20 protein-coding genes, 1 tRNA gene and 2 pseudogenes are annotated in these 26,677 nt (G+C 50.3%); 3 read left to right on the top strand and 20 right to left on the bottom strand.

What is annotated here, in order from left to right:
- Positions 1-4: 4 nt before the first annotated feature.
- The 15 genes from purM to Q0J41_RS01995 all read right to left on the bottom strand — a co-directional run bounded on the left by purM (position 5) and on the right by Q0J41_RS01995 (position 17,484).
- Positions 5-1,039, bottom strand: coding sequence for a phosphoribosylformylglycinamidine cyclo-ligase (gene purM / locus Q0J41_RS02065; RefSeq protein WP_296225512.1), 1,035 nt, complete (start codon positions 1,037-1,039; stop codon positions 5-7).
- A 2-nt stretch (positions 1,040-1,041) separates the two neighbouring features.
- Positions 1,042-2,520 carry an amidophosphoribosyltransferase gene (gene purF / locus Q0J41_RS02060; RefSeq protein ID WP_296225510.1) on the bottom strand — a complete coding sequence of 493 codons (1,479 nt, stop codon included), beginning with the start codon at positions 2,518-2,520 and terminating at the stop codon, positions 1,042-1,044.
- Positions 2,496-4,718 (bottom strand): phosphoribosylformylglycinamidine synthase subunit PurL, encoded by a 2,223-nt coding sequence (gene purL, locus Q0J41_RS02055; protein ID WP_296225508.1) that lies wholly within the window; start codon positions 4,716-4,718, stop codon positions 2,496-2,498. Before purL ends, purF begins: the two co-directional genes overlap by 25 nt.
- Complete coding sequence (gene purQ, locus Q0J41_RS02050) at positions 4,718-5,392, bottom strand: phosphoribosylformylglycinamidine synthase subunit PurQ (protein ID WP_296225507.1); 675 nt, start codon at positions 5,390-5,392, stop codon at positions 4,718-4,720. Before purQ ends, purL begins: the two co-directional genes overlap by 1 nt.
- Positions 5,392-5,640, bottom strand: a complete 249-nt coding sequence (gene purS, locus Q0J41_RS02045; protein WP_296225505.1) for a phosphoribosylformylglycinamidine synthase subunit PurS — start codon at positions 5,638-5,640, stop codon at positions 5,392-5,394. Before purS ends, purQ begins: the two co-directional genes overlap by 1 nt.
- A gap of 4 nt (positions 5,641-5,644) precedes the next feature.
- Positions 5,645-6,367: a phosphoribosylaminoimidazolesuccinocarboxamide synthase gene (gene purC, locus Q0J41_RS02040; protein WP_003615550.1), complete on the bottom strand. Its 723-nt coding sequence runs from the start codon at positions 6,365-6,367 to the stop codon at positions 5,645-5,647.
- Between the two features lie 311 nt (positions 6,368-6,678).
- A complete protein-coding gene (gene purB / locus Q0J41_RS02035) occupies positions 6,679-7,971 on the bottom strand; it encodes an adenylosuccinate lyase (RefSeq protein WP_296225492.1) in 1,293 nt (430 codons plus the stop codon).
- A gap of 43 nt (positions 7,972-8,014) precedes the next feature.
- A complete protein-coding gene (gene purK, locus Q0J41_RS02030) occupies positions 8,015-9,139 on the bottom strand; it encodes a 5-(carboxyamino)imidazole ribonucleotide synthase (RefSeq protein WP_296225490.1) in 1,125 nt (374 codons plus the stop codon).
- Positions 9,129-9,596 carry a 5-(carboxyamino)imidazole ribonucleotide mutase gene (gene purE, locus Q0J41_RS02025; protein WP_296225547.1) on the bottom strand — a complete coding sequence of 156 codons (468 nt, stop codon included), beginning with the start codon at positions 9,594-9,596 and terminating at the stop codon, positions 9,129-9,131. The genes purK and purE overlap by 11 nt, the downstream gene beginning before the upstream one ends.
- Positions 9,597-9,778: 182 nt before the next feature.
- Positions 9,779-10,033: a DUF2087 domain-containing protein gene (locus tag Q0J41_RS02020; RefSeq protein WP_296225488.1), complete on the bottom strand. Its 255-nt coding sequence runs from the start codon at positions 10,031-10,033 to the stop codon at positions 9,779-9,781.
- Complete coding sequence (locus tag Q0J41_RS02015; RefSeq protein ID WP_296225486.1) at positions 10,034-11,248, bottom strand: MFS transporter; 1,215 nt, start codon at positions 11,246-11,248, stop codon at positions 10,034-10,036.
- A gap of 232 nt (positions 11,249-11,480) precedes the next feature.
- Positions 11,481-13,070: a hypothetical protein gene (locus Q0J41_RS02010; RefSeq protein ID WP_296225545.1), complete on the bottom strand. Its 1,590-nt coding sequence runs from the start codon at positions 13,068-13,070 to the stop codon at positions 11,481-11,483.
- Positions 13,071-13,100: 30 nt separating this feature from the next.
- Positions 13,101-14,903, bottom strand: a complete 1,803-nt coding sequence (locus tag Q0J41_RS02005) for a hypothetical protein (protein ID WP_296225484.1) — start codon at positions 14,901-14,903, stop codon at positions 13,101-13,103.
- Positions 14,904-15,083: 180 nt separating this feature from the next.
- Positions 15,084-17,222: a type IA DNA topoisomerase gene (locus Q0J41_RS02000; protein ID WP_296225482.1), complete on the bottom strand. Its 2,139-nt coding sequence runs from the start codon at positions 17,220-17,222 to the stop codon at positions 15,084-15,086.
- Positions 17,223-17,410: 188 nt separating this feature from the next.
- Positions 17,411-17,484: transfer RNA gene (locus tag Q0J41_RS01995), tRNA-Arg, on the bottom strand.
- Positions 17,485-17,722: 238 nt separating this feature from the next.
- On the opposite strand from Q0J41_RS01995, the gene Q0J41_RS01990 reads away from it, so the two are divergent.
- Positions 17,723-20,101, top strand: a complete 2,379-nt coding sequence (locus Q0J41_RS01990) for a Xaa-Pro dipeptidyl-peptidase (protein WP_296225480.1) — start codon at positions 17,723-17,725, stop codon at positions 20,099-20,101.
- A gap of 414 nt (positions 20,102-20,515) precedes the next feature.
- A pseudogene (locus tag Q0J41_RS01985) lies at positions 20,516-20,884 on the top strand (pyridoxal-phosphate dependent enzyme); the annotation flags it as partial.
- Positions 20,885-21,011: 127 nt separating this feature from the next.
- On the opposite strand, the pseudogene Q0J41_RS01980 reads toward Q0J41_RS01985, so the two are convergent.
- Together Q0J41_RS01980 and Q0J41_RS01975 are read right to left on the bottom strand one after the other, a co-directional pair.
- Positions 21,012-21,307, bottom strand: a pseudogene (locus Q0J41_RS01980) (hypothetical protein); the annotation flags it as partial.
- 363 nt (positions 21,308-21,670) lie between these two features.
- Positions 21,671-22,012 (bottom strand): HIRAN domain-containing protein, encoded by a 342-nt coding sequence (locus Q0J41_RS01975; protein WP_296225477.1) that lies wholly within the window; start codon positions 22,010-22,012, stop codon positions 21,671-21,673.
- 179 nt (positions 22,013-22,191) lie between these two features.
- Between Q0J41_RS01975 and Q0J41_RS01970 the strand changes: the two genes are divergently transcribed.
- Positions 22,192-23,121 carry a DegV family protein gene (locus Q0J41_RS01970; RefSeq protein WP_296225475.1) on the top strand — a complete coding sequence of 310 codons (930 nt, stop codon included), beginning with the start codon at positions 22,192-22,194 and terminating at the stop codon, positions 23,119-23,121.
- A gap of 263 nt (positions 23,122-23,384) precedes the next feature.
- On the opposite strand, the gene Q0J41_RS01965 is transcribed toward Q0J41_RS01970, so the two are convergent.
- The 3 genes from Q0J41_RS01965 to Q0J41_RS01955 all read right to left on the bottom strand — a co-directional run bounded on the left by Q0J41_RS01965 (position 23,385) and on the right by Q0J41_RS01955 (position 26,555).
- Positions 23,385-24,836, bottom strand: a complete 1,452-nt coding sequence (locus tag Q0J41_RS01965; RefSeq protein ID WP_296225474.1) for an amino acid permease — start codon at positions 24,834-24,836, stop codon at positions 23,385-23,387.
- Positions 24,837-24,862: 26 nt separating this feature from the next.
- A complete protein-coding gene (locus Q0J41_RS01960) occupies positions 24,863-25,234 on the bottom strand; it encodes a hypothetical protein (RefSeq protein ID WP_296225472.1) in 372 nt (123 codons plus the stop codon).
- A gap of 100 nt (positions 25,235-25,334) precedes the next feature.
- Positions 25,335-26,555, bottom strand: a complete 1,221-nt coding sequence (locus Q0J41_RS01955; protein ID WP_296225469.1) for an MFS transporter — start codon at positions 26,553-26,555, stop codon at positions 25,335-25,337.
- Between the last annotated feature and the right edge of the window lie 122 nt (positions 26,556-26,677).

Here is a 26,677-nt window from a genome sequence, read left to right as displayed (position 1 = left end):
TTACCTATTTGATAATGATCTTCTCGCCGTCAGTTCTCTCACTCAAACGGCCAACTTCAAAGATCTTTTCGCCACTTTCCAAAAGCAGCTGCTTGGCTTCTTCCTTCTTGTCAGCTGGTACTGCCAGGATCATCCCCAGACCCATGTTGAAGGTCTGCCAGCAGTCATCATCTGACAAATTGCCAACTTGCTTGAGGTAGTTGAAGATGTCCGGGACTTCCCAGCTGCCAGCGCTAATTTCTGCTCGCAGGCCGTCATTGAACATCCGCGGCACGTTTTCAATGAGGCCGCCCCCGGTGATATGAGCCACGCCGTGAACCAGGCCCTGCTTGATCAAAGGCAAAACGGACTTAATGTAGATTCTGGTTGGAGCCAGGAGACTTTCGCCCACGCTCTTGCCCTTAAGGTCAGCTGGCTTGTCAGTCAGCTTGGCGTCATGGTCCTTAAAGAGAATCTTACGGACCAAGGAAAAGCCATTGGAGTGGACCCCACTTGAAGCCAGGCCCAAGAGAACATCACCAGCTTGCGGAGTGTCAACTGACAAAAGGCGGTCTTTTTCGGCCACCCCAACCGTAAAACCGGCCAGGTCGTATTCATCTGGGGCGTACATGTCCGGCATTTCCGCGGTTTCACCGCCGATCAAGCTAGCTCCGGCCTGCTTGCAGCCTTCAGCCACGCCCTGGACAACTGATGCTAAGAGGGTTGGATCATTGTGCCCGCAGGCGATGTAGTCCAGGAAGAAGAGCGGTTCTGCCCCTTGAGCCAGAACGTCGTTGACGCACATAGCCACCACGTCAATACCGACGGTGTCATTTTTGTCCATCTTTTGGGCAATCATTAGCTTGGTGCCGACCCCGTCAGTCCCGGAAACCAGGACCGGGTGGTCATAGCCCAGGGGATCAAGGTCAAACAGGCCGCCAAAGCCGCCGATATTGCCGACGTAGCCTGGCCGCTTGGTTGAGGCTACCGCCCCCTTGATCCGCCTTACCAGTTCATAGCCGGCATTAACGTCAACGCCTGCATCCTTATAGCGATTCACGATCATTCACCTCTGTTTTGCTTCTTTAAAACTTCTTCAACCGGTACCACATTCAGCGGTTCCTTGATTTGTTCTTCGTAGTCGTACAAAGGAGTCGGGTACTTGCCGTCAAAGTAGGCAACCGTAAGGCCGCCGTTTGGCGCGTCGCCGGCATCCGGCATGTCGACTGCCTTGATCAGGCTTGGAATGCTTAAAAAGCCCAGGCTGTCGGCCCCGATCAGCTTGCACATGTCGCTGACGCTGTACTTGGCCGCCATCAAGTCTTTTCTTTCAGAAATATCAATCCCGTAGAAGTGCGGGTATTTGAAAGGCGGAGAAGCAATCCGCATGTGGACTGACTTGGCCCCGGCTTCTTTCAGCATCTGCACGATCTGCCGGGAAGTCGTCCCGCGGACGATTGAATCGTCAACGACCACGATATTTTTGCCGCTGACCACCCCGCGGACAGGAGCCAGCTTCATTTTAACCCCCTGCTCACGCAGAGCCTGGGTCGGCTGGATGAAAGTCCGGGCAATGTACTGGTTCTTGATCAAGCCCATTTCATAAGGCAGACCAGCTGCTTCCGCATAACCAGTCGCGGCAGACAGTGAGGAGTTCGGCACCCCGATGACCATGTCCGCATCTTCTGGAGCAGGCTGCTCTTTGGCCAGCAGCATCCCCATCCGCTTTCTGGCGGTGTGGATGTTAACCCCGTGAATAATGGAGTCTGGCCGGGCAAAGTAGATGTATTCCATTGAGCAGACAGCCAGCTGGGTTTCAGTCGTGTAGTGGTCGATCTTGATCCCGTCTTTGTTAATAATGATGAGTTCACCTGGCTGCACGTCCCGGACCAGCTGGGCGTGTACCGCGTCAAGGGCGCAGGATTCGCTGGCCACGACATAGCTGCCGTTGTCCATCTGCCCTAAAACCAGCGGCCGGAAGCCGTTAGTGTCAAGGGCAGCATAGAGGGTGTCATTGGTCATCAAGAGGAAGGCAAAGCCCCCCTTGACTTCGTTCAAGCTGGCCTTCAAGGCTTCGATAAAAGGCATGCGAACCTTGCGACGGATCAAGTGGATCAAGACTTCCGTGTCAGAGCTTGACTGAAAGACTGACCCAGAATCTTCCAGGCGTTTTTTGAGCGTCTTGGCATTGGTCAAGTTCCCGTTGTGGCAAAGAGCGATTTCCCCGTCCTGGAAGTGGAAGAGGAAGGGCTGGACATTGGCCAGGGAGTCTGAACCAGCAGTACCGTAGCGGACATGGCCGATAGCCATGTTCCCTTTTAAAAAGTCCAGGTCAGCCGGGTTGGAGAAGACTTCTGACAAGAGACCCCGGTCGCGGAACTGGCGGAGCTTCTGGCCATCGCTAGCCACGATCCCGGCCCCCTGCTGGCCCCGGTGCTGGAGGGCATGGAGACCAAAGTAGGTCACGTTGGCCGCGTCAGGGACATTGTAGATCCCGAAAACGCCGCATTCTTCATTTAATCCTTTGATTTCATAAGGCATGGCAGGGCTTCCTCCCAAATTTGCTTCAATTCCGCTACCGGCAAGTCGGCTGCTTGGTCCTTCAAGGTCAGCTTTAGGCTATCGCCAGCCGTTTGGCCGATCTTGACCGCGTCAGCTGCCAAAGCTGCAGCAAATTCGGCTGAGTATTCACTTGGCACGCTAACCAGGAAGCGGCCTGGAGTTTCGCTGAAGAGTTCGGCACTGGTCAAGTCGCAGGCAACTTCTGCCCCGATCCCCTGGCCAAAGCTGCTTTCAGCCAGACTGACAGCCAGGCCGCCTTCGCTTAAGTCGTGGGCGCTGGCCACATGGCCGGCTTCCATTTGAGCCAAAAGGCGTTTCTGGTAGTCCTTAATATGGTCTAAGTCCAAATCGTTCAAGGACCCGGAGATTTCCCCGATCAGCATCTTTTGCAGTTCTGAGCCGGCGTAGTCTGCCCCAGTTTGGCCGACCAGGTAAAGGTCGTCACCTGCTTCTTGGAAGCTGTCTCTGACCAGGTGGTCCAGGTTCTTGACCAGACCCACCATGCCGACCATTGGGGTTGGGTAGATGGACTTGTCGTCAGTTTCGTTATAAAGGGAAACGTTACCGGAAACAACTGGAGTTTCCAAGACTTCACAGGCCTTGGCGATCCCCATGACTGAGTGGTGGAGTTCCCAGAAGACTTCTGGTTCGTTCGGGTTACCGAAGTTCAAGCAGTCAGTGATGGCCAGAGGTTCTGCCCCGCCGGCGATGATGTTGCCAGCTGCTTCAACAACGGCCCGCTTGCCGCCAATTTCCGGGTCCAGGTAGATAAAGCGGCCGTTGCCGTCAGTGGTCATGGCAATCCCCTTGTGGGTGCCGCGAACCCGCAAAACGCCGCTGTCTTCACCAGGCCCGACAACCGTGCTGGTTCTGACCATGGAGTCGTAGGTCTGAGTGAGCATTTCCTTAGAAGCAATGGTTGGCTGAGCCAGCATTTGCTTGAAGGTCTTCGCTAAATCAGTAATCTTTGGTTCCCAAGCTGGCTTAGCCGCGTCATCGATCATGTGCTGCGGCTGCTTTTCTTCGCTAGCTTCTTCCAAGACGTCTTCAGTCAGGCTGGTTACCGGGATGTCGCAGACTACTTCGCCCTGGTGGCGCAAAACGTAGTTGTGGCCGCTGGTAATCCGGCCGATAACAACGGCGTCAAGGTCGTAGAAGTCGAAAATCTTCTTGACGTCTTCTTCGTGGCCCTTCTTGACGCAGAGCAGCATTCTTTCCTGGGATTCACTCAGCATGATTTCATAGGCTGACATCCCGCTTTCTCTTTGCGGTACCAGGTCCAGGTTCAGTTCCATGCCGGACTTGCCTTCTGAAGCCATTTCTGAACTTGAGGAAACGATCCCGGCTGCCCCCATGTCCTGGATGCCGACCAGCCAGTCAGCGTGCTTTTGGGTCAATTCCAGGCAGGCTTCAAGCAGCAGCTTTTCCATGAAGGGGTCGCCGACTTGGACAGCTGAGCGCTGACTTTCATGTTCTGAGTCAAATGAGTGAGAAGCAAAAGTTGCCCCGTGGATCCCGTCCCGGCCAGTCTTGGCCCCAACGTACATCACTGCGTTGCCTTCACCTTGCGCCAGGCCCTTTTGCATGTCCTTGACGTCCAAAAGGCCAACGCTCATGGCGTTCATGACCGGGTTGCCCTTGTAGATGTCATCAAAAGTGAGTTCGCCGCCGACAGTTGGGATCCCCATGCAGTTGCCGTAGCCGCCGATGCCGGCGACAGTTTCGTTTAAGAGCCAGCGGGTGTGGGCGTCATCTAATTCCCCAAAGTGCAGAGAGTCCAGAGTTGCAACTGGCCGGGCACCCATGCTGAAGACGTCACGCAGGATCCCGCCGACCCCAGTAGCTGCCCCTTGGTAAGGTTCAACGGCAGTTGGGTGGTTGTGGCTTTCAGCCTTGAAAACGACAGCTTGGCCGTCACCGATGTCAACAACCCCTGCCCCTTCACCAGGCCCTTGCAAAATGCGGGGACCCTTGGTTGGGAAGAGACGGAGAACTGGCTTAGACTTTTTGTATGAGCAGTGTTCGCTCCACATGGCTGAGAAAAGGCCGGTTTCAGTGTAGTTTGGCAAGCGGTGCAAAAGCTTGTCACAGATGTAGTCGTATTCTTCTTCCGACAAGCTCCAATCGAGATAAGGCTTCTTTTCTTTGATTTCTTCTGGAGTCATTTCCTGCATCATTACGCTTTTACCTCCGCGTGGTCCAAAATTGACTTAAACAGGCGCAAGCCGTCGGTGTTGCCCAAGAGGGCTTCGACTGCCCGTTCCGGGTGAGGCATCATCCCTAAGACATTGCCTCTTTCGTTGGTGATCCCGGCAATATTGTTCAATGAGCCGTTCGGGTTTTCCTTTGAGTAGCGGAAAACGACCTGGCCGTTGTCTTCGATCTTCTGCAAGGTTTCAGGGTCGGCGTAGAAGGAGCCGTCAGCGTGCGCGATCGGCAGGTTGATCTTCTCGCCCTTTTGGTATTCAGAAGTAAAGATGGTGTCGTTATTGACTACTTCCAGTTCAACCGTCTTGCAAACAAACTTTAAAGAGTCATTTTTCTTCAAGGCCCCTGGCAAAAGGCCAGCTTCAGTCAAGATCTGGAAACCGTTGCAGGTCCCGAAGACTGGCTTGCCGGCCTTGGCCATTTCGACAATGGCCGGCATGATGTTGGTAAAGCGGGCAATAGCACCTGCTCTCAGGTAATCCCCGTATGAAAAGCCCCCTGGCAGCATGACAGCATCAAAGCCGTCCAGACTGCTTTCCTTGGAAGGAACGTAAGCCACGTCAGCTCCGCAGACTGTGTGCAGGGCTTCGTAGAGGTCGATGTCGCAGTTGGAGCCCGGGAATTGGATTACCGCAAACTTCATTATTCTTCCTCCAAGATCTTGTAGCTGTAGGTTTCCATGTTGAAGTTAACCAGCAGCTCTTCAGAGATTTCCTTAACAGTTTCAGCTACAGGCTTGTCCTTTTCTTCAATAGTTACGTCAAAGAACTTGCCAACCTTGACAGCCTTGACTTCATCGTGGCCCAAGGAGTGAATTGAGTTGGCAATGGCTTCACCTTGCGGGTCAAAAACTGATTGCTTGTAAGTAACGTAAATCCGTACAGTAGTCATTTGCTTAATCCTCCTTGGCCAAAGCATCCTTCAAACGAGCCAAAACTCTTTCATAAACATCGATCAGATTGCCGATTTGCCGGCGGTAAACGTCCTTATCCATGTGGTCCTTGGTTTCCATGTCCCACAGGCGGCAGTTGTCTGGTGAGAATTCGTCAGCCAGGACGACTTCACCATTTGGCAGGGTCCCGAATTCAACCTTGAAGTCAACTAGCAGCATGCCGGCATCGGCAAAGAGCTTAGTCAGAAGTTGGTTGACCTGGCGGGAGATTTCCCAGATCTGTTCATGTTCTTCATGAGTCAGCAGGTGGAAGGCAATGGCATCTGATTCATTCATCAGTGGGTCGTGCAGGGCGTCGCTCTTCATGAAGAGTTCTTCAACTGGAGTGTCCAGCTTCTCGCCTTCTTCCTTCAAGCCATAACGCTTGCAGAATGATCCAGCCGCGATGTTCCGAGTAACGACTTCCAGGTCGATCATCTTGACCTTCTTGACCAATTGTTCGTTTTTAGACAAGCGCTTGATAAAGTGCGTCTTAACCCCATGCTTCATCAAATATTCGAAAACCAGGCTGGAAATTTCCGCGTCAAGTTCGCCCTTGTTTTGGAAGACATCGTGCTTCAAGCCGTCCAAAGCGGTAGCGTCGTCCTTGTAAACAGCGCGGAGCACTTCTGGATCGTCAGTGGTCCACATTTCCTTAGTCTTACCCTGATAAAGCAATTCTGCCATTTTTTCCCCTCCGATTAACACGAACTATAATAATATAAACAGGAATTAATATTCGTAATTTCTTTCTTGAACTAAGGATAACAACTTAAAAAAGTTTGGTCAAGTGATTAACGAACATTTTTTATCTAGCGTTCCGTTTAAAGGCGGAAATAGCCTTATTCTTTTTTTGGTATAATCTAAAAACGAAAGATATATCAATGAAAATACGAACAAAAAAGCGACTCATTTTATGAGTCGCTTTTGATTATCTAAATTTCTCTATCCTTTTTATATTGGCAATCGCATTGAAAATTATTGCCTTTTTACACTTATTACAAACCCAGGCGCTTGTAGATGTCGTCGACGTGGCGCAGGTGCCAGTGGTAGTCGAAGGCATCGTCAAGATCAGCCTTAGTCAGTTGCTTTTGAATGGTTGGGTCTGTTTCCAAGAGAGGCCGGAATGGAACTTGTTCAGCCCAGCACTTGGCCGTGTATGGCTGGATCAAGTCGTAGGCAGCTTCCCGGCTCATGCCGCTTTCAACCAGCTTGAGCAGAACACGGCCAGAGTAGATCAAGCCCAAAGTCTTGTCCATGTTCTTCTTCATGGTTTCAGGGAAGACGTCCAAGTTGGCCAGGATCTTGCCCATCCGGTTGAGCATGTAGTCAAGACCGATGGTGCTGTCTGGCAGGATTACCCGTTCAGCACCTGAGTGGGAGATGTCTCTTTCGTGCCACAGGGTTACATCTTCGTAGGCAGTTACGACATTGCCGCGGAGAACTCTGGCCATCCCGCAGATGTTTTCAGAACCGATCGGGTTGCGCTTGTGCGGCATGGCGGAAGAACCCTTTTGCCCCTTAGCGAAGTGTTCTTCAACTTCGTGGATTTCAGTTCTTTGCAAAGAACGGATTTCCGTAGCGATATTTTCCAAAGAAGTTGCGACCAGGGCAATGGCGGCAATGTATTCAGCGTGCAGGTCACGCGGCAGGACCTGGGTTGAAATTTCCTGGGCACGTAAGCCCAGCTTCTTGCAGACATATGCTTCAACTTCCGGGTCAACTTCAGCGAAAGTCCCAACGGCACCGGAGATCTTGCCAGCTTCCACCCCACGGGCAGCATGTTCAAAGCGTTCCTGGTTCCGCTTCATTTCTGAGTACCAGCGGGCGAACTTCAAGCCGAAAGTAGTTGGTTCAGCGTGAATGCCGTGGGTGCGGCCCATGCAGACCGTGTCCTTGAATTCAAGGGCGCGTTTAGCCAAGATGTCGATAAAGTCCTGGATGTCCTTGCGGAGGATGTCGTTAGCCTGTTTCAGTTGGTAACCCTGGGCAGTGTCAACCACGTCAGTACTGGTCAAACCGTAGTGCACCCACTTCTTTTCCGGCCCCAATGATTCAGAAACGGTCCGGGTGAAGGCGATGACGTCGTGGTGGGTCACGGCTTCAATTTCGTTGATGCGGTCAACGCTGAACTTGGCGTTCTGCTTGATCTTTTCCACGTCTTCTGCCGGAATGTGGCCAAGCTTGGACCAGGCTTCGTCAGCAGCAATTTCTACTGCCAGCCAGCATTCATACTTCTTTTCATCAGTCCAAATGGCGCCCATTTCTGGTCGGGTATAGCGTTCAATCATTTATTTTCCACCTTTAAAAAATTAACAATAATCTGCTTTTTAATTATACATCCCAAACTTTAGTCTCGGCAATCTCAGCCAGGGTCTTATCGACATCATCAGTCAAGATCGTCACGTGTCCCATCTTCCGGTCTCTGCGGACTTCGCCCTTGCCATAGTCATGGAAGGACCACTGCGGCTTTTCAGCAATCAGCTTTTCAGTCCCGGCAACGTGCTGGCCTAAAACATTGACCATGACGACCGGGCTGAGCAGCTTGATTTTTGGCAAAGGCCAGTTGCAAATTGCCCGGTTGTGGACGGCAAACTGGGAGAAGTTGCAGGCTTCAATCGAGTAGTGACCGGAATTGTGGGGCCGGGGAGCCAGTTCATTGATGACGATTTTGTCGTCTTTAGTGATGAACATTTCCACGCCCAAGATCCCGCGCAGGTCAATGGCTTCAGCAATCTTGACGGCAGCGTCCTGGGCCTCTTTGGCCAAGGCCGGAGAGATCCGGGCCGGAACGATGCTTTCATGCAGGATTTCGCCCTGATTGACATTTTCGCTAACCGGGAATACCGTGACTTGGCCATCGCAGTTGCGGCCGACCATGACGGAGGCTTCCATGCGGAAGTCGACGAATTTTTCCAAAATGCAGTCACCGCAGGCTAAGACATCAGCAGTCTTGTCCAAGTCGGCAGCTTCTTTTAAAACAACCTGGCCTTTGCCGTCATAGCCGCCTTCACAGGTCTTTAAAACAGCAGGCAGACTCAAATCATTAACAGCAGCATCCAGGTCAGCCCGGTTCTTGACCGCTCTGAACTTGGCCACTTCACAGCCAGCACTTTGGATAAAAGTCTTTTCCCGGATCCGGTTGTTGGTCGTGTAAAGGAGCTTGGTCCCCTGCGGGATAAAGACCTGGTCCTTGACGCTTTCCAGGGCATCCAGGTCCACGTTTTCAAATTCATAGGTCAAGACGTCGCTTCGCCGGGCCAGTTCATGGATGGCGTCGATATCACTGTATTTAGCGACGATCTGGTCGTCAGCGGCTTGGCCAGCCGGGCAAGCCGGAGTTGGGTCCAGGATGATGACCTTCATCCCGCTGGCCTTGGCATCAAAAGCCAGCATTTGCCCTAATTGTCCCCCGCCAATGATGCCGATAGTTTGGCCGGGCTTGATTTTAATAGACAAGGTCTGCACTGCTTTCTTTGGCTTGGTCGTGCATTTCCTTGCGGTAGTCCACGATCTTTTGCTGGAGTTCTTTATCTTCGATGCCTAAGATCTGCATGGCTAAAAGAGCCGCGTTCTTGGCACCGGCCGGGCCGATGGCGGTCGTCGCTACAGGGATGCCGGCTGGCATTTGCACGATGGAAAGAAGGGAGTCCATCCCGCCTAAAGCGCTGGTCTTGGCCGGGCAGCCAATTACCGGCAAGGGAGTGTTGGCGGCAATCATGCCTGGCAGATGGGCAGCCCCGCCAGCACCAGCGATGATCACCTTAGTGCCGTTTTCTGCTGCCTTTTGGGCAAAGGCGAACATTTCTTCCGGCATTCTGTGCGCTGAAATAACCTCCTTGTCGTAGTCAACCCCGAACTTGTCGAGCAGCTTGCAAGCTTCCTGCATATAGCCCCAGTCTGACTTAGAGCCCATTACAACACTGATTCTACTAGTCACGATTATTCCTCCTGTCTGCTTTCCCTTAGGATAACAGAAAACGGGCTTTTTTTAAAGAGAAAGGTGAACTATTGTCCGTAAATACGGTTAGATAATTCGCTTTTAATTAAAAATCGTAAGAAAAAGACCACCTTTCGGTGATCTTAAATGGCATAAAATCAAACTTCCTTTTCTGCCCGCCAGTAATGATGGCCATAAGGGTCCCGTTCCAAGCGGCCAGTGTCAACCAAGTAGCGGCGCAAAATCGCGTAGTCGTCATAGACTGCCGTCAAAATCTCATTGACTTCCTTTTCAGTATAATCCCGGCCAAATTCAAAGCGGTCAATCAAAGCATCAAACAAGGCATCTTTCGCCTTTTGCTTGCGGGGAATGACCTGCAGGCGGCCGTCCTTGAAAAATCCTGTAATCTCCATTTAAATTTCCTCAACTTCCAACTTTTTACTCTGTATGCCAAAAATTGCCAGCAAAAAGATCAGCAAACCGACAGCAGCTAGACTTACCCAGGCAAAGCCGATGCCATAGCGGTCTGACAAAAAACCGTTAATTGCCAAAATCACGACTTCGGCGCCCGCATCCAAGGCATTGGCAACCGACATAATAGTCGCTCGGCGGTTCTCTGTTTGAATCGTCGTTTGCAAAACAATGCCGCCCAGCATGTTTTCCAAGCTGCCAAACATGGTATGGAACATGAACAAGGCGAGAGACCCATAATACCAGCTTTTCAGACCAACCACGCCGAGCAAAGTAGCAGCCATCATAACCGTGCCGACAACAATCAAGCGGGTCTGCCCCCTATTAGACAGCGGCTTTTTAGACACATAGCGGTTGTAAAGGGAAATCGCCAGCATCCCGGACAGACTCATTAAGACAGAAATCGTCCCGGAATTAACAGTCTTGCCCCTTTGAAAGTACATCTGCCACTGGTCAAGCGGGCCAGCTGAAATAATTGCCACGGGAAGCAGCAGCAAGATCCAGGCAAAAGTCTTCTGCTCTTTCTTGACCGTGTATTTTACATCGGCAACCAAGTTCAGCTTCGGCATCCCTTCTTCCGCCTCAGCCAGGTTTTGGCTGTCATATTTCAAGAGGGGGATGATGGTCAAACTAGTTAAGAGCAAGAAGGCCGCGCCAATGAGCAATGGCAGATCCAGGCGGATATTGCCTAAAATATTAGCCCCAACGAAGGTGGCAGCCATAGTCAAGGGCGTGCCGATAAGACTGTAGCCAGAGAAAATAACGCCAAGCTGGTCTTTTTCGCCATGCTCAACTGCCTTGTTGGCAATCCAGGAAGTCATGGTGCCCGATTGCAGGGAATCCCCCAGCGCGGTCAAGACCCCGCTGACTGTCATCCACAATAAATTCATGGGACTGAGTGCCAAAATCACCAAACCTAAGGCTCTGATGATCCCGCTGGCCATAATTGTTTTTAAATAGCCAAATTTGTCAGCAATGTAGCCGGATGGTATTTCGGCAAAAAAGGTAACCAGCCAGAAAATCTCCAAAAAAAGATTGATCAAGCTGTAGCTGTAGCCCCTATGCCGCATGAACAGGTAGATCGTTCCGCTCCATAGCGAGGTCCCCACCGTATACAAGATGCTGATATAGTAAAAAATATATTTGTATTTTTTCATTACTCCTCCAAAGTTTTTATCTTCCCCAAAATTTGCTCTTGCCGCATTTAAGTATGCTTCTTTAATTTACCACCTTTCTAAAAAAATCCAGTTTCATTTTAATAATTTATTAATAATAATCATCACTTATGCCATTAAGCGTGTATTATTGGCACTGAATTATTAATTCCAAGATTAAAAAATACTAAGCGGACAATTCTACTTAGTACTTTTCATAGATATTTAAATTTAGTTATTTCGCCATGTTGGAGTCAAGAACTTCCGCCCGCTTGTTCATGGCAATGTAAATCTTTGACTTGTAAGAAGCCAGGCCTTCGACTTCCCGCTTGGCGTTGAAGCGGTAGTAGTTGGCCAGGTTGCCCTTAGCGTCAATCTTGAAGAGATAATCGTTAAAGGCAATGTAGTAGCACTTGTGGGCAACATTGTAAGTAAAGCCCTGCACCTGGCTGGAGTTGGAAATCAAGTCACCATTCGTGGCTGCCGCTTCCTTAACCTTGAAGCTGTTGCCCGTCCGGGTGATCTTCCAGATTTCAAAGCGGTGCTTGGACTTGCTGTGGAACAAGGCCAGCATGGTATGGTCATCGATCACGTCCGCGTTTAAGAAATAGCGGTTGTTTTCTCGCTTGCCATTGCTTACGGCAAAAGTCCAGATCCGCTTAACCTGCATATCCCTCTTGTCGACCTGCAAAAGCTCGTTTGACCGCAGTTTCTTGGTATGGTTCCAGTTGGCCAGTTCATAAATATAGCGTGACGTTGACCCAACAGACTGGCCATGGCCAAGTTTGATGTACGGACTGATCTTGATGCTCTTGACGTAATTCTTCCAAAGCTGGTAATTCAAAGTCTTAGTTGGAATATACTGCAAAGCATACTTTGGCACTTGATTCAATTGATAAAGCACCATATGCCCCCGGGCTCCGTCCATGGATGATTCAGGCCCGCCATAAAAGTTGGTCGTGACTATATCCCGGCCATAAACGTCCAATCCCTGGACATTGCCCCGGACATTGGTTTCCTGGCTGCCTTCCAGCAGGCTCAAAGAATTCGGCTCATAAAACTTGGTAGTCAATTTAGCCGTCTTCTTGCCCTTCTTGTCGGTCCCCACGTAAGTATGTGGGAAGACCTGGGCACTGTAGTTGCCTCTAAAAGCCAGTTCATGCGGGAACCAGGTCTTGCCCACGCTGCCGCCCTTGCCCAGCTTGGCATCGGCCTTGGAAATTCCTTCATTGGCATCGCTTCTGACCGTCATTGTGACCTTCCCGCTGGCCTTGCCATAGCGGTAAGTCACCACATACCGGCCAGGCGTCTTTTCAGAAATCCGGTCGGCCGACCGCTTCACCGAATTAACGTCAACCACGCTGCCGTGCTTGTCTGTCACATAGTTGATAGCATCAGTCGTCACAAAGCCGTTGGTATCCAGCTTGTTGTTAACCAAGCTGACGCTCTTGACCAAAGACATCTTGCTTCTGGCAAAAGCCCGCTCGCTGACATAGCCGACTCCCCGGCCGTCAACATAGACATAGTAATACCGTCTCCCCCGGGCGAGTTTGTAGGATCGGGACTGAACATGGGCTAGCTTGAATTCTTTTGTAGTGGCCATCTTCTTGCCAAACTTCCAAACCAGCTTGGTCTTTTTCTTCTTGCCCTTGCCAGTTTTGACCTTCACCTGCTTTAAGCTGGAATAGATCCCGTAGTTCTTCTTCCCGTCAATCACCTTGGTTGACAGTTGTTCACTAGCTGCTTCAACTGGCTGACCAGCTTTCAGCGAAAAGCCAATAGCTACAAGAGCTGCTGAAAAGGCCAGTGTCTTCCTCAATTTCATTCTTCTTACACTCACAATCATTAAACTCAACTATTTTGTAATATGGTCTACTTTCAAAGTTTCCGTCGGATGGTTCAAGTTGACGTAGAGCTCGCCCTTGTAGCTGCCCAAGCCTTCAAATTCCCGGCCAGTGTCAAACTTGTAGTAGTTCAAAAGCTTGCCGGCTTCCGTTTCGCCATCTAAGCCTGCCCCGATCTTAAAGAGGTAGTCGTTAAAGGCAATATAATAAACGTCATAGGCGCTGTCCCAAACAAAGCCCTGGACTTCAGCGGAATTGCTGATAAGGTCACTGCCAGTGGCTCCGACCTCCTTGGCCGTAAACTTGTCCCCAGTTCTGCTGATCTTCCAGTATTCATAGCGGTGCTTAGAAGCGTTGTGGAAGAGAGCAATCAAGGTATTGTCATCAATCACGTCCGCGTTGAGGAAAATCCGCGGATACTTGGCTGACCCGTTCCAAACCTTGAAAGTCCAGATCTTGTCAATTTCCATGGTTGACTTCTTGACCCGAAGCAGTTCCTGAGAGTTGGACCAGTTGTTGGACCGATTCCAGTTGGCCAAAACGTAGACATACTTCTTGGTGCTGCCGACTGATTGGCCATGACCCAGCTTCATATACGGGCTGACCTTGATATTCTTGATGTAGCTCAGCCAAGTGTTGAAGCTCAGCATCTTGCTTGGAATCAGCTGCCAGTTGTACTTCTTGACTCCGCGCATGTTGTAGTAAACCATGTGGCCCCGGGCTTCCCGGTTGTCAGCCTGGCCTAAGTCCAAGTTGCTGGTCACCAAATCGTTGTCATAAAAGTCGATCCCTTGAACAGCGCTGGACACCTTGGCCTCCAGGTTTCTTGAACCTGGAGCGCTCAAAACTGCCGGATGATAGAAGATAGTTTCGATATCCGCGCCTTTGCTGTTGCCGGACATGTTAGTCGCCCAATAATTGTGGGAACTAGAAACCGCGTCTTCTGAAGTAATAGTTGAAGACGAAGATATGCTGGCCATGTCGCTGGCTGACCAGGTCTTGATCTCTGTCAAGTCAGTTTTTACTGGCGTTACATTGGCGGAACTAATCCCCTCTTTAGCATCCCCCCGCACCGTCAGCTTGCTAGTCGCCTTGGCCTTGCCATACTTGAAGGTCAAAACTGCCGTCCCGGCCTTCTTGCTGGATACATAGCCTGTGTCAGAAATATGTAATTTAGCAGACTTGCAGCTGATTTCCACTGAGTCATTGTCAACCAGGCTGCCGTGCTTGTCAGTCACGTAGTTAATCGCGTCTTCAGCATTAAAGCCAACTGAATCAGACGGGTTGTTAACCAAGCTGACCCGGGAAACCACATTAGCCTTAGAAAGGGCAAAAGCCTTCTCATTCACGTAGCCGACCGGCCGGCCGTCAACATAGATGTAATAGTAGCGCTTGCCATCTTTGACCTTGTAGGACTTGGACTGGACGTGAGCATATCTGAAGTCAGCAGATTTGGTCAATTTCTTGCCGAACTTCCACTCCTTCTTCTTCACGTTCTTGTAATCCGTCTTGGTCACTAATTTGTACTTAACCTGCTTGACTGTCTTGTACTTGGTCTTCCCCTTCTTTTTGTAGGCAATCTTCTTCTTGACCGTGTACTTCTTCTTTTCCTTGGTCTTTGTCTTGACCTTCTTAGTTACCTCTTCCAGCTTGAGCGAGGAATAGACCTGGTAGCTCTTATCTCCCATGATCTTGGTCACAAGATCGGTCTTCGTATTCTTACTGTAGTCTTTACTGCTGCTTGCTTGCGCCTGACTAGCCAGGCCGGCCATTAGGGCCGCGCTGGTCATCATGCCCAGGGCAAAACGTCTCATCAAACTCTTCCCTTCACCTCTAAAAATACAAAACTCATAGTTCTACAATTTTAACAAAAAGCACCCAGATAATTTACACTTTTAGCAATAAATGCCTTTCCCCACTTTACCACAGTTTTCGCGCACTATTTCATTTGTAACGAAATTGTTAACTCTTTTTCGAAATCGCTGTTTTGAAAATCAGTCAAAAGACAAAGACAGCTTGTCCCCCTCCAGCTGCAGCTTGGCTGAATACCGCTGCCCGCTCTTTTTAGAGACAAAACCGTCCAGCTTGTCAGTCTTGCCCTTGCTGATCAAAGTCTTTACGATCCGCTTGCCCATGTTCTTGCCAGCAAATTTCTTGGGCAGGGTAAAGTGGCAGCCGCCCCGGTAATTAGTGCAGCCGTAAAACTTACCCTTATCAGTGATCTCGCCTTTCTTGCAGACCGGGCAAGGGCCGATTGCCGCGGCTTTGACCTGCCAGGTTTGAGCTTCTTCTTGCAGGCCTTGGTCAACTTGGATCTTGCCTGGCAATTCCGTGATCATCTTTGAAATGAATTTCTTGATCTGCCCTAAAAAGTTATCCTGGCTCCGTTCTTTGGCTCCGACTTGCTTTAAGGCCTTTTCCCACTGGGCCGTCATCTGCGCGCTGACTAAAAGCGGCTCAGCTTCTGCCGCCTTACAAAGGATAGTTCCTTCCGGGGTGACCGACAATTTGTTTTGCCGGCTCTGCATGTAGCCTCGTTTCTTCAAAATTTCGATGGTGCTGGCCCGGGTGGCTTCGGTCCCGATCCCTTCCACGTCCTTTAAAATGGCCTGGGCTTCTTCATCATCCAGGGTCTTGCCGGCCGTCTTCATCGCCGTGATCAGGCTCCCTTCCGTAAACTTGGCTGGAGGCTTGGTCTCTTCTTCTTGCTCTTTCAATTTAGCTGTCAGTTCCTGGCCAACTTCCAGAGCTGGCAGCTGGGCATCTTTCACTGGCCCTTCCAAAATCTTCCAGCCCAAGTTCACGCTGACATTGCCGCTGGCTTTAAAAGTCAATTGGCCGACATTAATCAAAGCCGTGGTCTTCTCATAGACATAGGCCTTTAAAAACATCTCCAAAGTTCGCCGCAAGACCAGGTCATAGACCTGTCCTTCCAGCTTGGAGATTTTGCCCAGTTGTGCCTGGCTAGGCACGGTCTTGGTCATGATGATAGCGTGGTGCTCTTGAACCTTACTGGAGTCGACATAGCGCTTCTCCGCCTTTAAGGGCTTCATTTGCTCTTTAATTTCTGCAGAATTTGGCAAAAGCCCCTGGTAGCGGTCCAGGTTCTGGGCCAGGTAGGCATACTCATTGTCCGTAATATAGTTGCAGTCAGTCCGCGGGTAGCTCAAAAACTTGTTTTCATACAAATTCTGCACGGCCTGCAAAACCTGGCTGGCTGAGGCGTGGAAGCGGCGGTTGGCTTCCGTCTGCAGGCTGGACAAAGAGAAGAGGCGGGGGCTGGCCAGGCTCTTTTGCTCCTTGTCTACCTTAGCCACCCGGCCGGTCTGCTTGCCTAAACTTCCGCTTTTAGAAAGCAAAAATTGCTCCAGTTCTGCCGGGCTCTTAAATTTCGTTTCTGGCAAAAGCCGGCCGGTAAACTTCTTTCTCCCCTGCCAAAAATCTGACATGAGCAGCCAGTACTTCTCTGGCTTAAAATTGGCGATCTCCTGGTCACGCTTGTAGACCATGTACAAAGTCGGCGTCTGCACCCGGCCGATGGAATAGGTTCCCTTGATCCCCTGCTTTCTTAGCAGCAAGGTAAATAAAGGGCTGCCGTTCATCCCGACCAGCCAGTCGCTGATCTGCCGGGTCTGGGCTTCCTTATAGCGGTAGTAGTAGTCCCAGCCTGGCCGCAAGTTCTGGAAGCCTTCACGAATCGCGGCTTTTTCCAAAGAATTGATCCAAAGGCGGAAAAGCCTCTTCTGCTTTAAGTCAATTCCTGCCTGCCGCATAATGGACCAGGCGATGTTTTCCCCTTCCCGGTCACTGTCAGTGGCAATCACGATCGTATCTGCCCGCTTGAGCAAATTAGCGACAATATTGAACTGCTTCTTCTTGTCCCGGGGAACAAGATACTTGTACCGGTCTGGAAAAATTGGCAGCTTCTTTAAAGACCAGTGCTTGTAGCTGGCGTCATAGGCTTCCGGCAAGGCCATTTCCACCAGGTGGCCAAAGCCATAGGTGATCACCGTGTCTGCCGGCAAAATCGGGTCAGCCACTTTGATCTGCCCCTCCCCCTTCTGGCTCTGGGCAAAAGCTGCCGCGTATGCCCGGGCCTGGCTGGGCTTCTCTGCTAAAATTACCGTCGTCATTACATTTCCTGCCTTGTGTCAAAAATCGCGAACAAATAAAAAGGACCCGGCCAAGTGGCCAGGATTGCTCGAACAAACGTTTATTATTTATTTCATTATAGTTTACTTTTGCGAGCCTGGCAAATTATTATGCGGATATAACAAAAAATCACCGAGGCAAGCCTCAGTGATTTCTCTAGTTGCAATCATGATTCGGGTGAGATTCGAACTCACGACCCACGGTTTAGAAGACCGTTGCTCTATCCAGCTGAGCTACCGAACCGTTATGCTCTGACGCAACAAATTAAGTATATTAGACTAGGGATTAATTGTCAAACATATTTCAGAAAAAAGTTGCTTTTTTTCTTATTCATTTTTTCCTTGACAAAGAGGAAGCGGTTTGCTTGCATTAACTTGAGAACTTGCTTAAAAAACAGCTAATAAACTGGAAAAAGCAAAAGATTCAACAACCTATAAATGTAAAGATACAAAGATACAAAGTTATAAAGATGAGGTAAAGCATGAAATACAATCAATATGCCTACGTTGAAACCAGTCCACAAAAAGCTACAGAGGAAATGCGGGCGATCAACTTTTTGCCGGAAAACTACTCTTCCCTTTCCTTTGGTGAGCTCCTGGCCGTCTTAACCGGGAATGTTCTGGCGGAAGCCACGACCCGCCAGGCTAAAGACGCCAAATTGGCGGAATTTGCCGTTGATGACCAGACCGACCTGGCTGCCTTTCTGCTGGAGACGCCAACCGCCATCACCGCTAGCCAGTTTGCCAACGTCGCCTTGCAGCTTTTAGGCTACCACCCAAACTACGACTACAGCTTGACTGATCCTTTGACTTGCGGGAAAAAGCATGCCCTGCCGGCCTTTAAGGACTTGACCAGCAAGGAAGACTTGCTTTTTGCCTTCTACCGCCTGCTCAACACCCGGAGCAAAAACGGGCAGATCCTTTTGGACGTCATGGCCGGCAAGGGCTACTTCACCCAGTTCTGGGGGGAAGGCAAGTATATGTTCTTTAACGGCAAGTCCCTGCCAGTTTTTGACACAAGCCAGGTCATCCGGGAAGTGGTTTATGTCCAAAGCGACCTGGACACTGATGGCGACGGGCTTGGCGACCTTTTACCAGTCACGGTTTTCCGGCCAGTCGAAAGCCAGGACCAGCTGAAAGTCCCAGCCCTTTACACGGCTTCACCATACTTTGGCGGGATCATTGAAAATGAAAAAAGCAACCACAATGTCGATGAGAACTTGACTGACGCGACCTGCTGGACTAATCCTAAATATGTGGCCAAGCCTTTGGTCAAGAGCCCGGCTCCAAGTGACCAGGACGTGCCAGCCACTGAACTGGCCACCGGCAAGTCTTCTTACGGCTTAAACGAATACCTCCTGGCCCGGGGCTTTGCCTCTGTCTTCTCCGGAGCTATCGGCAACCGGCACGGGGACGGGATCCGGATTACCGGGGCACCCGAAGAAACCATCTCTCAAAAAGAAGTCATTGAATGGCTGACTGGCGACCGGGTGGCCTACACCGACCGAACCCGCCGCTTTGAGACCAAGGCCAGCTGGTGTAGCGGCAATGTCGGCATGACTGGCCGCTCCTACCTGGGCACTTTGCAAATTGCGATTGCCACTACCGGGGTCAAGGGGCTGAAGACGGTGGTTTCTGAAGCCGCTATTTCTTCATGGTATGACTACTACCGGGAACACGGCCTGGTAATTGCTCCTGGTGAATGCCAGGGTGAAGACCTGGACAAATTGGCTGAAGTCTGCCAGTCCAACCTCTGGGATGGGGGCAATTTTACCGCCAAAAAGGCTTATGAAAAAGAGCAGGCTGACCTGTTTGAAAAACAAGACCGGGCGAGCGGCCAGTATTCTGACTTCTGGGAGGCCAGAAACTACCGCCACCATGCTGACGGTATCAAATGCTCCTGGATTTCCGTTCACGGCTTAAATGACTGGAACGTCAAGCCGAAGAACGTCTACAAGATCTGGCAAAAGGTCAAAGAACTGCCAGTTGAATCCCACCTCTTCTTGCATCAAGGGCCGCACTACAACATGAACAACCTGGTTTCCATCGACTTCACCGACCTCATGAACCTCTGGTTCGTCCACGAGCTTTTGGAAGTGGAAAACGGGGCTTATGAGCAATGGCCAAAGGTCATGATCCAGGACAACCTGGAAGCTGACAAGTGGCACGAAGAAGGCGACTGGTCCAACGACCTGGGCGAGGCCAGCCTCTATTCGCCAACGGCTGACGGCGACCTGTCAACGGTTGAAAACGGCCAGGGCCAGCTGACCTTTACCGACTTGGGCGGGACAGAATTCAAGCAGGCCGGCATCAGCGAAACTGACTGGGAATACCAGTTTATCAGCGGGGAGGAAAAATGGGCCAAGGCTAGCCTCCGCTTTGAAAGCGAGGAATTCCTCCACCCGACTACCCTGGTCGGCCGGCCGAAGGTTCGGGTCCGGGTCGCGGCTAACAAGACTGTCGGCCAGCTGTCCGTTGCCCTGGTTGACCTGGAGACCCGGCAGCGGCTGACGGCTACGCCAAAGATTTTTGCCAGAGGAAACCAGCCATTTGGCTTCCGCTTTGGAGCAGACTCCCTACAGGAATTCGTCCCAGACAAGGCCACTAAGGCCAAGCTGATCACCAAGTCCCACATGAACCTGCAAAACTACCAGGACATGAAGCAGCCAAGCAAGTTAACGCCAGGCCAGTTTGTCGACTTGGAATTTGACCTGCAGCCGACCTACTACACCCTGCCAGCTGGCGCTAAGTTAGGCTTGATCATCTACTCAACTGACCAGGGCATGACCAAGCGGCCACTTGACCCGGAAGACTACACTATCGACCTGGCTGAAACTACCCTTTTGCTTTACCGGAAATAATTGCTCAGGCAAAAAACAGTAATTTATGCTAGAATAACTTTAATGGAAATAAATCAAAAGGCTGTCGCGGAGCTATCGCTGACAGCCTTTTTGTGTTATTAGAAAGGTCGGCGGATGATCTTTTGGCTGCTTTTGCCCCTGGCTTTGGTCAGCATGGTTGGCGGCCAGCTTTACATCCGCAACCAAGTTGTCAGCCGGCAGGAAAAATTTGATGCTCCTGCTTTGATCCTGCTGGGCTTGACTCTTTTCACCATCATCTACGCCCTGTCCTTAATCGGCAGCAGTAATCTGGCCTGGATCCTGCTTCTAGCCGGTGTAATACTTTTTGCCCTCTTCATTTTTGTCAACAAAAGCGGAGACAATCATCTGCTCAACTTATCAATCTTCAAAGAAAAAACTGGCTGCCTGGCGGCTTTGACCGGGATCGGCCGGGCCTTAAAGAAGGCCGGTGACGTCAAGGTCTACGCCCTGGAACCTGCAGAATCCCCGGTTTTAAAGGAAGGCAAGAGGGGGCCGCACAAGATTCAAGGGATCTCTGCTGGCTTCATTCCAAAGAATTTAGACCAGTCCATCTACGACGGGATTGTCGAAGTTTCCAGTGATGATGCCTTTGCAATGGCCAGAGAAGTTGCCCGCCTGGAAGGCTTTTTGCCAGGGATTTCTGCCGGAGCCAACATCCACGGGGCTATTGAACTGGCTAAAAAGCTGGGTGCTGGCAAGAAGGTGGTCACTGTAGCGCCGGACAACGGGGAACGCTACCTGTCAACGGCACTGTACCAATAAGATACAGACAAAAAGAAATAAGATAACAAACAACAGATTCAATCTAATTTAGTACTTAACACTTTACAGCTTAACATCAACAACTAATCAAAAGAGCTGCATCCCCAGGGATGCAGTTTTCTTCGTTCTAAAATTCTTGACGTTTATTTTTCCAGTAAAGTAATAGGCGGTCTTTCTCCTCCTGGCTGGCAAAAGCCGCTCTAACCGAGTTCAAATAGAGCTTTCTTCGGATTCGGTCAAGCCCTGCTATTCCATAAGCTGGTATTCATGTGGCAGGTTGGTAGCTGAAACCGTCATGTTGTCAGTGTTCAAGGTCACCCGTAATTTTTTCCCCAGCATAGAGCGGAGCGGATATTCAGCGATCTGGTCAAAAACCTTGGTATTCAAATTTGAGCTGGCACAGCATTCTAAAGTAATGCCGTCTGCATTAAGGACAAGGGGAAGTCGAACTTATCCAGGTATTCATCCAGCTTCCGGCAGGCTTTTGCCTCCTTTAGCCAGCAGTTTGCGGACGGTTTAGTGAGGCACGGAGCCATCTAAGTGCAGGTGGAGGTCAATCAGTTTTTTCATAGTGTCTTTTAACCCTCTAAGAAAATAATTGTTACTATTCTAGCACCATTTCTGCATTTTTAAAGGGAATTTTTTACTAAAAGCTTTAATGCTATTAACACAGACCATGCATAGTCAACCTATTGTTTGGAATTTGCCGGTAGATATTTTCTTTAAAAAAGCAACATCCTGCTTGAAAGCAACATTGAACTTCCAAGCAGGATTTTTCACGGCAAATTAGTATTGTCTGTGTTTTTTATAAATCTTTTTAACTTTTTCAAAACCGGTCTCTTCCAGCTCGCAGACCAGACCGTGCGGCAGGACGTAGAGCACCCGCCCCGTCGCCCCGTCGTCAATCAAGTCGTACAGGCGGCCGGCACTGCGGCTTTCGCCCAAGACCGTATACGGGCTGTTGGCCACGTAGCCGATCTTGCCCAGGGCCCGGGCTTCGACCCGGATGGCTTCCTTGTCATACTTGTTGTCAGGTTCCTTGTACAAGGTTACCTTCATTTTCGGCTTGAAAGCTTCCGTGCCGTAGTAGTGGTTGCAGCCAGTTACCGTAAAAAAGATGTCTTCCATAGCGCTCGCCCCCATTCGCGTAATAAATGTTATTCTTCTCCTATTTAATATCATAACTCTTTTTTCTAGTTTGAAAAGGCATTCTTTTCCCTGCTCCGTTTTCTTGCCCAATCGTCCATTTTTCACTAAAATATAATCAGTATAAAAGTTTTTAGACTAAAAATGCTCGGAGGAAAAATATGAAAATTGCTGTTTTAACTGACAGTTCTGCTTACCTGAGCAAGGAGCAACAAGAAAAATACCACATTGACGTGGTTCCGATTCCCTTGATTTGGGACGGAAAGACCTATTACGACTTAGTCGATATCAGCTATGAAGAATTTTATGAAAAAATCTCCAGCAGCCAGACCCTGCCGACCACTTCCCAGCCATCTTTGGGTCAGATCATGGAATTCGTCGACCGCTACGTGGAAGAAGGCTACACCAACGTAATCATCCTGCCATTGTCCAGCGGGATCTCCAGCTCCTACAACAACCTGGTCAACTACGCGTCTGAAGAAGACCGGATCAAGATCCATCCTTTTGACTGCCGTACGACCTGTGCCGGCCTGGCTGACTGCGCCATTTTGGCTGCCCGCCTGGTTAATGCGGGAGCCAGCATCGACCTCATCATGAAGGACCTGGAAGACCTGCGCAAGACGATCGGCGTCCGTTTCCTGGTCGACAACCTGGCCCATCTCAAGCGGACCGGCCGCCTGTCAAACGCGGCCAGCTTTATCGGCACCTTACTCCACATTACGCCAATCCTAGCCATGGACGTGCAAAAGACTGGCCATATCTCCGCTATTGCCAAGGAGCGGCAATACAAGCGGGCCTACAAGCATGTCCAAAATGACTTCCGTGAATTGACGGAAAACAAGGACTACCCGATCCAAGCCACGATTTTTGACGCGGCCAACCCGGACCGGGGCGAGGAATGGCTTAGAGATTATCAAGCTGCTTTCCCAAAGGACAAGTTCGACCGGTCCATCATCGGTCCTGTTGTCGGCGTTCACTGCGGGAAAAACACCATCGCCATTATTTGGTGCCGGGACCTGGACAGCTACTTTGACCAAAACGGCCAACCTCTGCCGGATGTTGAATCTGCTGAAGTCGGCGAAAAATTTTAGTTAAGCAAAAATAGAATAAGCAACAAATAAACTCCTGTGCATTTAGCTTGCACAGGAGTTTTTGTCTATATTACTTAGTCAGTTTACTGTTATTCGCCCCAAACTTCGTCAGCGACTTCCTTGATGAACTTCAGCTTTCCCCCCTTCAGCTTAGGAGAATTTCGGTCTTTAAACAAGCAAGCCTTGCATGACAGCAAGTAAAAAAGAGAAGCAAATTGCTTCTCTTTTTCTTTTGGTCAATTATTTTAACTGAATCTATTTTTTTACCCTTCTTCACCGTCGCGCTTTCTCTGCCACTTGGCAATGAGCGGCAAAATTACGCCGAGAGCAATCATGAAGAGAGGTTCAACGATGTTAAGAATCAGCATGTGGGTCCACTTGGCCGTCCCGAATTTAGCATCGATTGGGACAATCCCGAAGGTAGCCCCGGTCAGAGTCACGATCAAGCACCACCAGCCGACAAAGATGGCAAACTTCCGGTTCTTGATGTAGACGTAAGCTGACGGGTAATCTTCTTCATGCATCCGCACCTTGATGAAGGCCCAGAAAAGCAGGCCGGTCACGTAAGGTGATACGATCCCGTTCAAGTTCAAAAGCTGGTTGAAGATGTCGTTCACCGTTGGCAAAGTTGAGCTCAAGAAGAGCAAAACTGAGCAAATGAAGGTGGTCAGCCAGTAGCCGTTGATTGGCAGGCCGTTCTTGTCCACCTTGGTCAATTGCTTTGGCAGGTACTGCTTGGCCGTGTCAGACAGGAAGATCCGGGCCCCGCCGTCAACCAATACCGCCAGCTGGGCCAGCATGTAGAGGGCTTGGGTGATGATGAAGGCATACAAGAAGAAGTTGCCCATCCCAAACTGGTCCCCCATGGCCTGGAAGGCGTAGTAGGACCCGTTCATCTTGAGGTCATCCGGCAGCTTGTGGGCATTAAAGAAGACACCTAAACTGAAGGAACCAAAGATAGTCAAGAAGCCCGTCATCGCGGCCAGCATGTACATGGCCTTCGGGAAGTCCCGGGGACCATTTTTCATTTCATTGACATAAGGGGCGACGAATTCGCTGCCGTTCATGGCAAAAATCAAGAGCCCCAGGGACATCATGAACTTCATGTCAAAAGTCGGCAAGAAGTTCTTGAAGTGGAAGGGCTGGGTCGCTACCGACCGCCCCTCGCCCAGGTAGGCAAAGGTCATAATGACAAAAAGAATGGTCATTACAAACATGGCCCCGCCCCCGATAATGGACAGCCATTGCAGGGAGTTGGCAAATTTATGCTGGAAGAAAATGAAGGCCACGAAGATCAAAGCCGTGAACAAGGCAAAGACCCAGTTGGACATTTCACTATCATCCAGCGCCCGCCCCTTAAAGAGCCAGGCAAAGGAAATGACGGTTGAGTTGGCCACGTCAACTAGGTAAGGCAGAGAAACCACCCAGTAGCACCAGGCAGTAATGTAGCCCATCTTGTCGCCAGAGGTATGCCGGATCCAGGAGGACAAACCGCCCCCTTCTTTGGCAAAAACGCTGCCCAGGTGACCGACCATCATTTCATAAGGAATGACGAACAAGACCAAGAGCAAAACCCAGTCACTGACCACAGCCAGGCCCTGGTTTTGAAAATTGTAGATGATGTCATCGAAACCAATCACGGTCACGAAGTCCATCAGAGCGATCACCGGCCAGGAAATATATTTCCGCTTGCCGGTTTCATCTAAAGAATCCATACTTTTATATTCTTCCTCCTTACTTCTTAAGCAATAAAAGAAATCATGATTTCCAGCTGCATCAAAGCGCTGATGGCGCCTGGCAAACTTTCTTCACTGACCGTCTGCGCAATCACGGCATTGTCTTCATCAAAGTCAAAACCAGCATCCATGACCATCCCGGCCGCGTACTCGTTTAAATCCTCGTTTTCTTCCGTAGGATTGTACTTGTACATGAGGTAGCCGTCATCAGTTACCGTATATTTATCCCCGCTCTTTTCGACCAGGACGAAAGGCTTGCGGCCGTATGCATCAACCAGTTCATTTTCAACTTGGACAACCGTGTCTGACCAGGGGTTAAAAACCGTCTGCCCCACCACCCAATTGATGTAGTCTGCCTTCAATTTTTCGCTTTCCATTATTGCTGCCTTCCTTCCAAAAATTTTACGCTAACGACCATTATAGCCAATTAGCGGGCAAAAGAAAAATCAGCCTGGCGGCTGGCTTAATTTTTGGATTTTAATGATTATCAATTGCCCCATTCAAGCGCTTACGCCAAACCAGGTAAACGATCAAGGCCAGCGGCACCACGATCAGCTGAACCAGGTAGAACCAGCGGCCTGGCAGGGCCTTGGCCACCACCCCAGCCAGCATTGGTCCAAAGGCCATGGCAATGTCCAGGCCCAGGTAAAAGGTAGAGCTGCCCAGCCCCTGTTCATTAGCCGGTGACAAAAGCAGGGCCGTTGACTGCAATACTGAGTAAATCAAGCCATAGCCGACCGCCATCCCAGCTGCCCCTAAAGCCATCATCCAGTTGCTGTTCATGTAAGCCAGTAAGACCAGGTAGATGGCCGTAGCCACCAGGCTCAGCCAGAACCAGACCCCGAAGCGGACCGTGTCAAAGTAGTTCTTGAGGAAGGTCCGGATCAAGAGCAAGACGATAGCGTAGATGAAAAAATAGCTCCCTACTGCCACTGGCATGTGCATCTTGGCCACGTAAGTCACGATGTCGGCCTGGGTGACGAAGTAAGGGATACCGAAGCAGGTCATCAAAAGTGCCACTGGCAAAGCATTGACGGAGATCAGCTTGAACTGCTTCTTTTCTTTTTGCCGGGGACTAGGTACAGCCCGGTTGCCGACGAACTGGATGATGATGATCATGATCAAAGTCGCTGCGGCTGGCAGCATCATGGTTTCCCGGTAGCCAATTACCTTGTAGAGATTGATGGAGATGGCCGGGGCAATAGACATGGCCAAGGCATTCATCAGCCCGTACAAGCCCATGGCCGCCCCGACGTGCTGGCGGGGAACCAGGAAGGCGATCCAGGTGGTCATGCAGACGGTGCAAAGGACAAAGCCGGTCCCGTTGATGATTCTGAACAAGAGCAGGAGCTCCCCATTAGGTGAAATGATATAGCCCACGATTCCGATAAGGATCAGCACCCCGCCGATAAAAGACAGCTGGTATTTGGAGAATTTGTCAGTCAAGTTGCCGGCGATTGGTCTGAGAAACATGGCCGCGAAGCTCATAATCCCCACGATCACCCCGGCTAAAATGCTGCTGGCCCCCAGGCTTTCTGCATAGCCGTTGATCAATGGGTTGTTGAACATGGTCCCGAACAAAAACAGGAAAGAGGCGGTCATGACTAAGATGACGTCTTTGGAATAAATCGACTTGCCCTTTTCCTTCTCCATCCGCCCCGCTTTGGCCGGGAAACTACTTGCGCTCTTGTTGCTCACTTTAAAACCTTCTTCGGTCTCAATCTATTCAATCAATGATTTTTGCTTAAAAACAAGTTAGATTTTACCATATTTCTCCCTCCTGCGCTAAGGCTGACAAAAATCTCTTTGCCTTTTTTTCA

Origin of the sequence: uncultured Lactobacillus sp. (assembly GCF_944327175.1) — a bacterium.
Lineage (GTDB): Bacteria > Bacillota > Bacilli > Lactobacillales > Lactobacillaceae > Lactobacillus.
The sequence above is the reverse complement of the archived record's forward strand: the minus strand, read 5'-3'. Positions and strand labels throughout refer to the sequence as shown.

What these genes read in the sequence shown, in the direction of transcription:
- purF (WP_296225510.1), bottom strand. Translation starts at nt 2,520, where the DNA reads ATGCCTTATGAAATCAAAGGATTAAATGAAGAATGCGGCGTTTTCGGG.
- purL (WP_296225508.1), bottom strand. Translation starts at nt 4,718, where the DNA reads ATGATGCAGGAAATGACTCCAGAAGAAATCAAAGAAAAGAAGCCTTAT.
- purQ (WP_296225507.1), bottom strand. Translation starts at nt 5,392, where the DNA reads ATGAAGTTTGCGGTAATCCAATTCCCGGGCTCCAACTGCGACATCGAC.
- purS (WP_296225505.1), bottom strand. Translation starts at nt 5,640, where the DNA reads ATGACTACTGTACGGATTTACGTTACTTACAAGCAATCAGTTTTTGAC.
- purC (WP_003615550.1), bottom strand. Translation starts at nt 6,367, where the DNA reads ATGGCAGAATTGCTTTATCAGGGTAAGACTAAGGAAATGTGGACCACT.
- purB (WP_296225492.1), bottom strand. Translation starts at nt 7,971, where the DNA reads ATGATTGAACGCTATACCCGACCAGAAATGGGCGCCATTTGGACTGAT.
- purE (WP_296225547.1), bottom strand. Translation starts at nt 9,596, where the DNA reads ATGGGCTCTAAGTCAGACTGGGGCTATATGCAGGAAGCTTGCAAGCTG.
- Q0J41_RS02020 (WP_296225488.1), bottom strand. Translation starts at nt 10,033, where the DNA reads ATGGAGATTACAGGATTTTTCAAGGACGGCCGCCTGCAGGTCATTCCC.
- Q0J41_RS02015 (WP_296225486.1), bottom strand. Translation starts at nt 11,248, where the DNA reads ATGAAAAAATACAAATATATTTTTTACTATATCAGCATCTTGTATACG.
- Q0J41_RS02010 (WP_296225545.1), bottom strand. Translation starts at nt 13,070, where the DNA reads ATGAAATTGAGGAAGACACTGGCCTTTTCAGCAGCTCTTGTAGCTATT.
- Q0J41_RS02005 (WP_296225484.1), bottom strand. Translation starts at nt 14,903, where the DNA reads ATGAGACGTTTTGCCCTGGGCATGATGACCAGCGCGGCCCTAATGGCC.
- Q0J41_RS02000 (WP_296225482.1), bottom strand. Translation starts at nt 17,222, where the DNA reads ATGACGACGGTAATTTTAGCAGAGAAGCCCAGCCAGGCCCGGGCATAC.
- Q0J41_RS01990 (WP_296225480.1), top strand. Translation starts at nt 17,723, where the DNA reads ATGAAATACAATCAATATGCCTACGTTGAAACCAGTCCACAAAAAGCT.
- Q0J41_RS01975 (WP_296225477.1), bottom strand. Translation starts at nt 22,012, where the DNA reads ATGGAAGACATCTTTTTTACGGTAACTGGCTGCAACCACTACTACGGC.
- Q0J41_RS01970 (WP_296225475.1), top strand. Translation starts at nt 22,192, where the DNA reads ATGAAAATTGCTGTTTTAACTGACAGTTCTGCTTACCTGAGCAAGGAG.
- Q0J41_RS01965 (WP_296225474.1), bottom strand. Translation starts at nt 24,836, where the DNA reads ATGGATTCTTTAGATGAAACCGGCAAGCGGAAATATATTTCCTGGCCG.
- Q0J41_RS01960 (WP_296225472.1), bottom strand. Translation starts at nt 25,234, where the DNA reads ATGGAAAGCGAAAAATTGAAGGCAGACTACATCAATTGGGTGGTGGGG.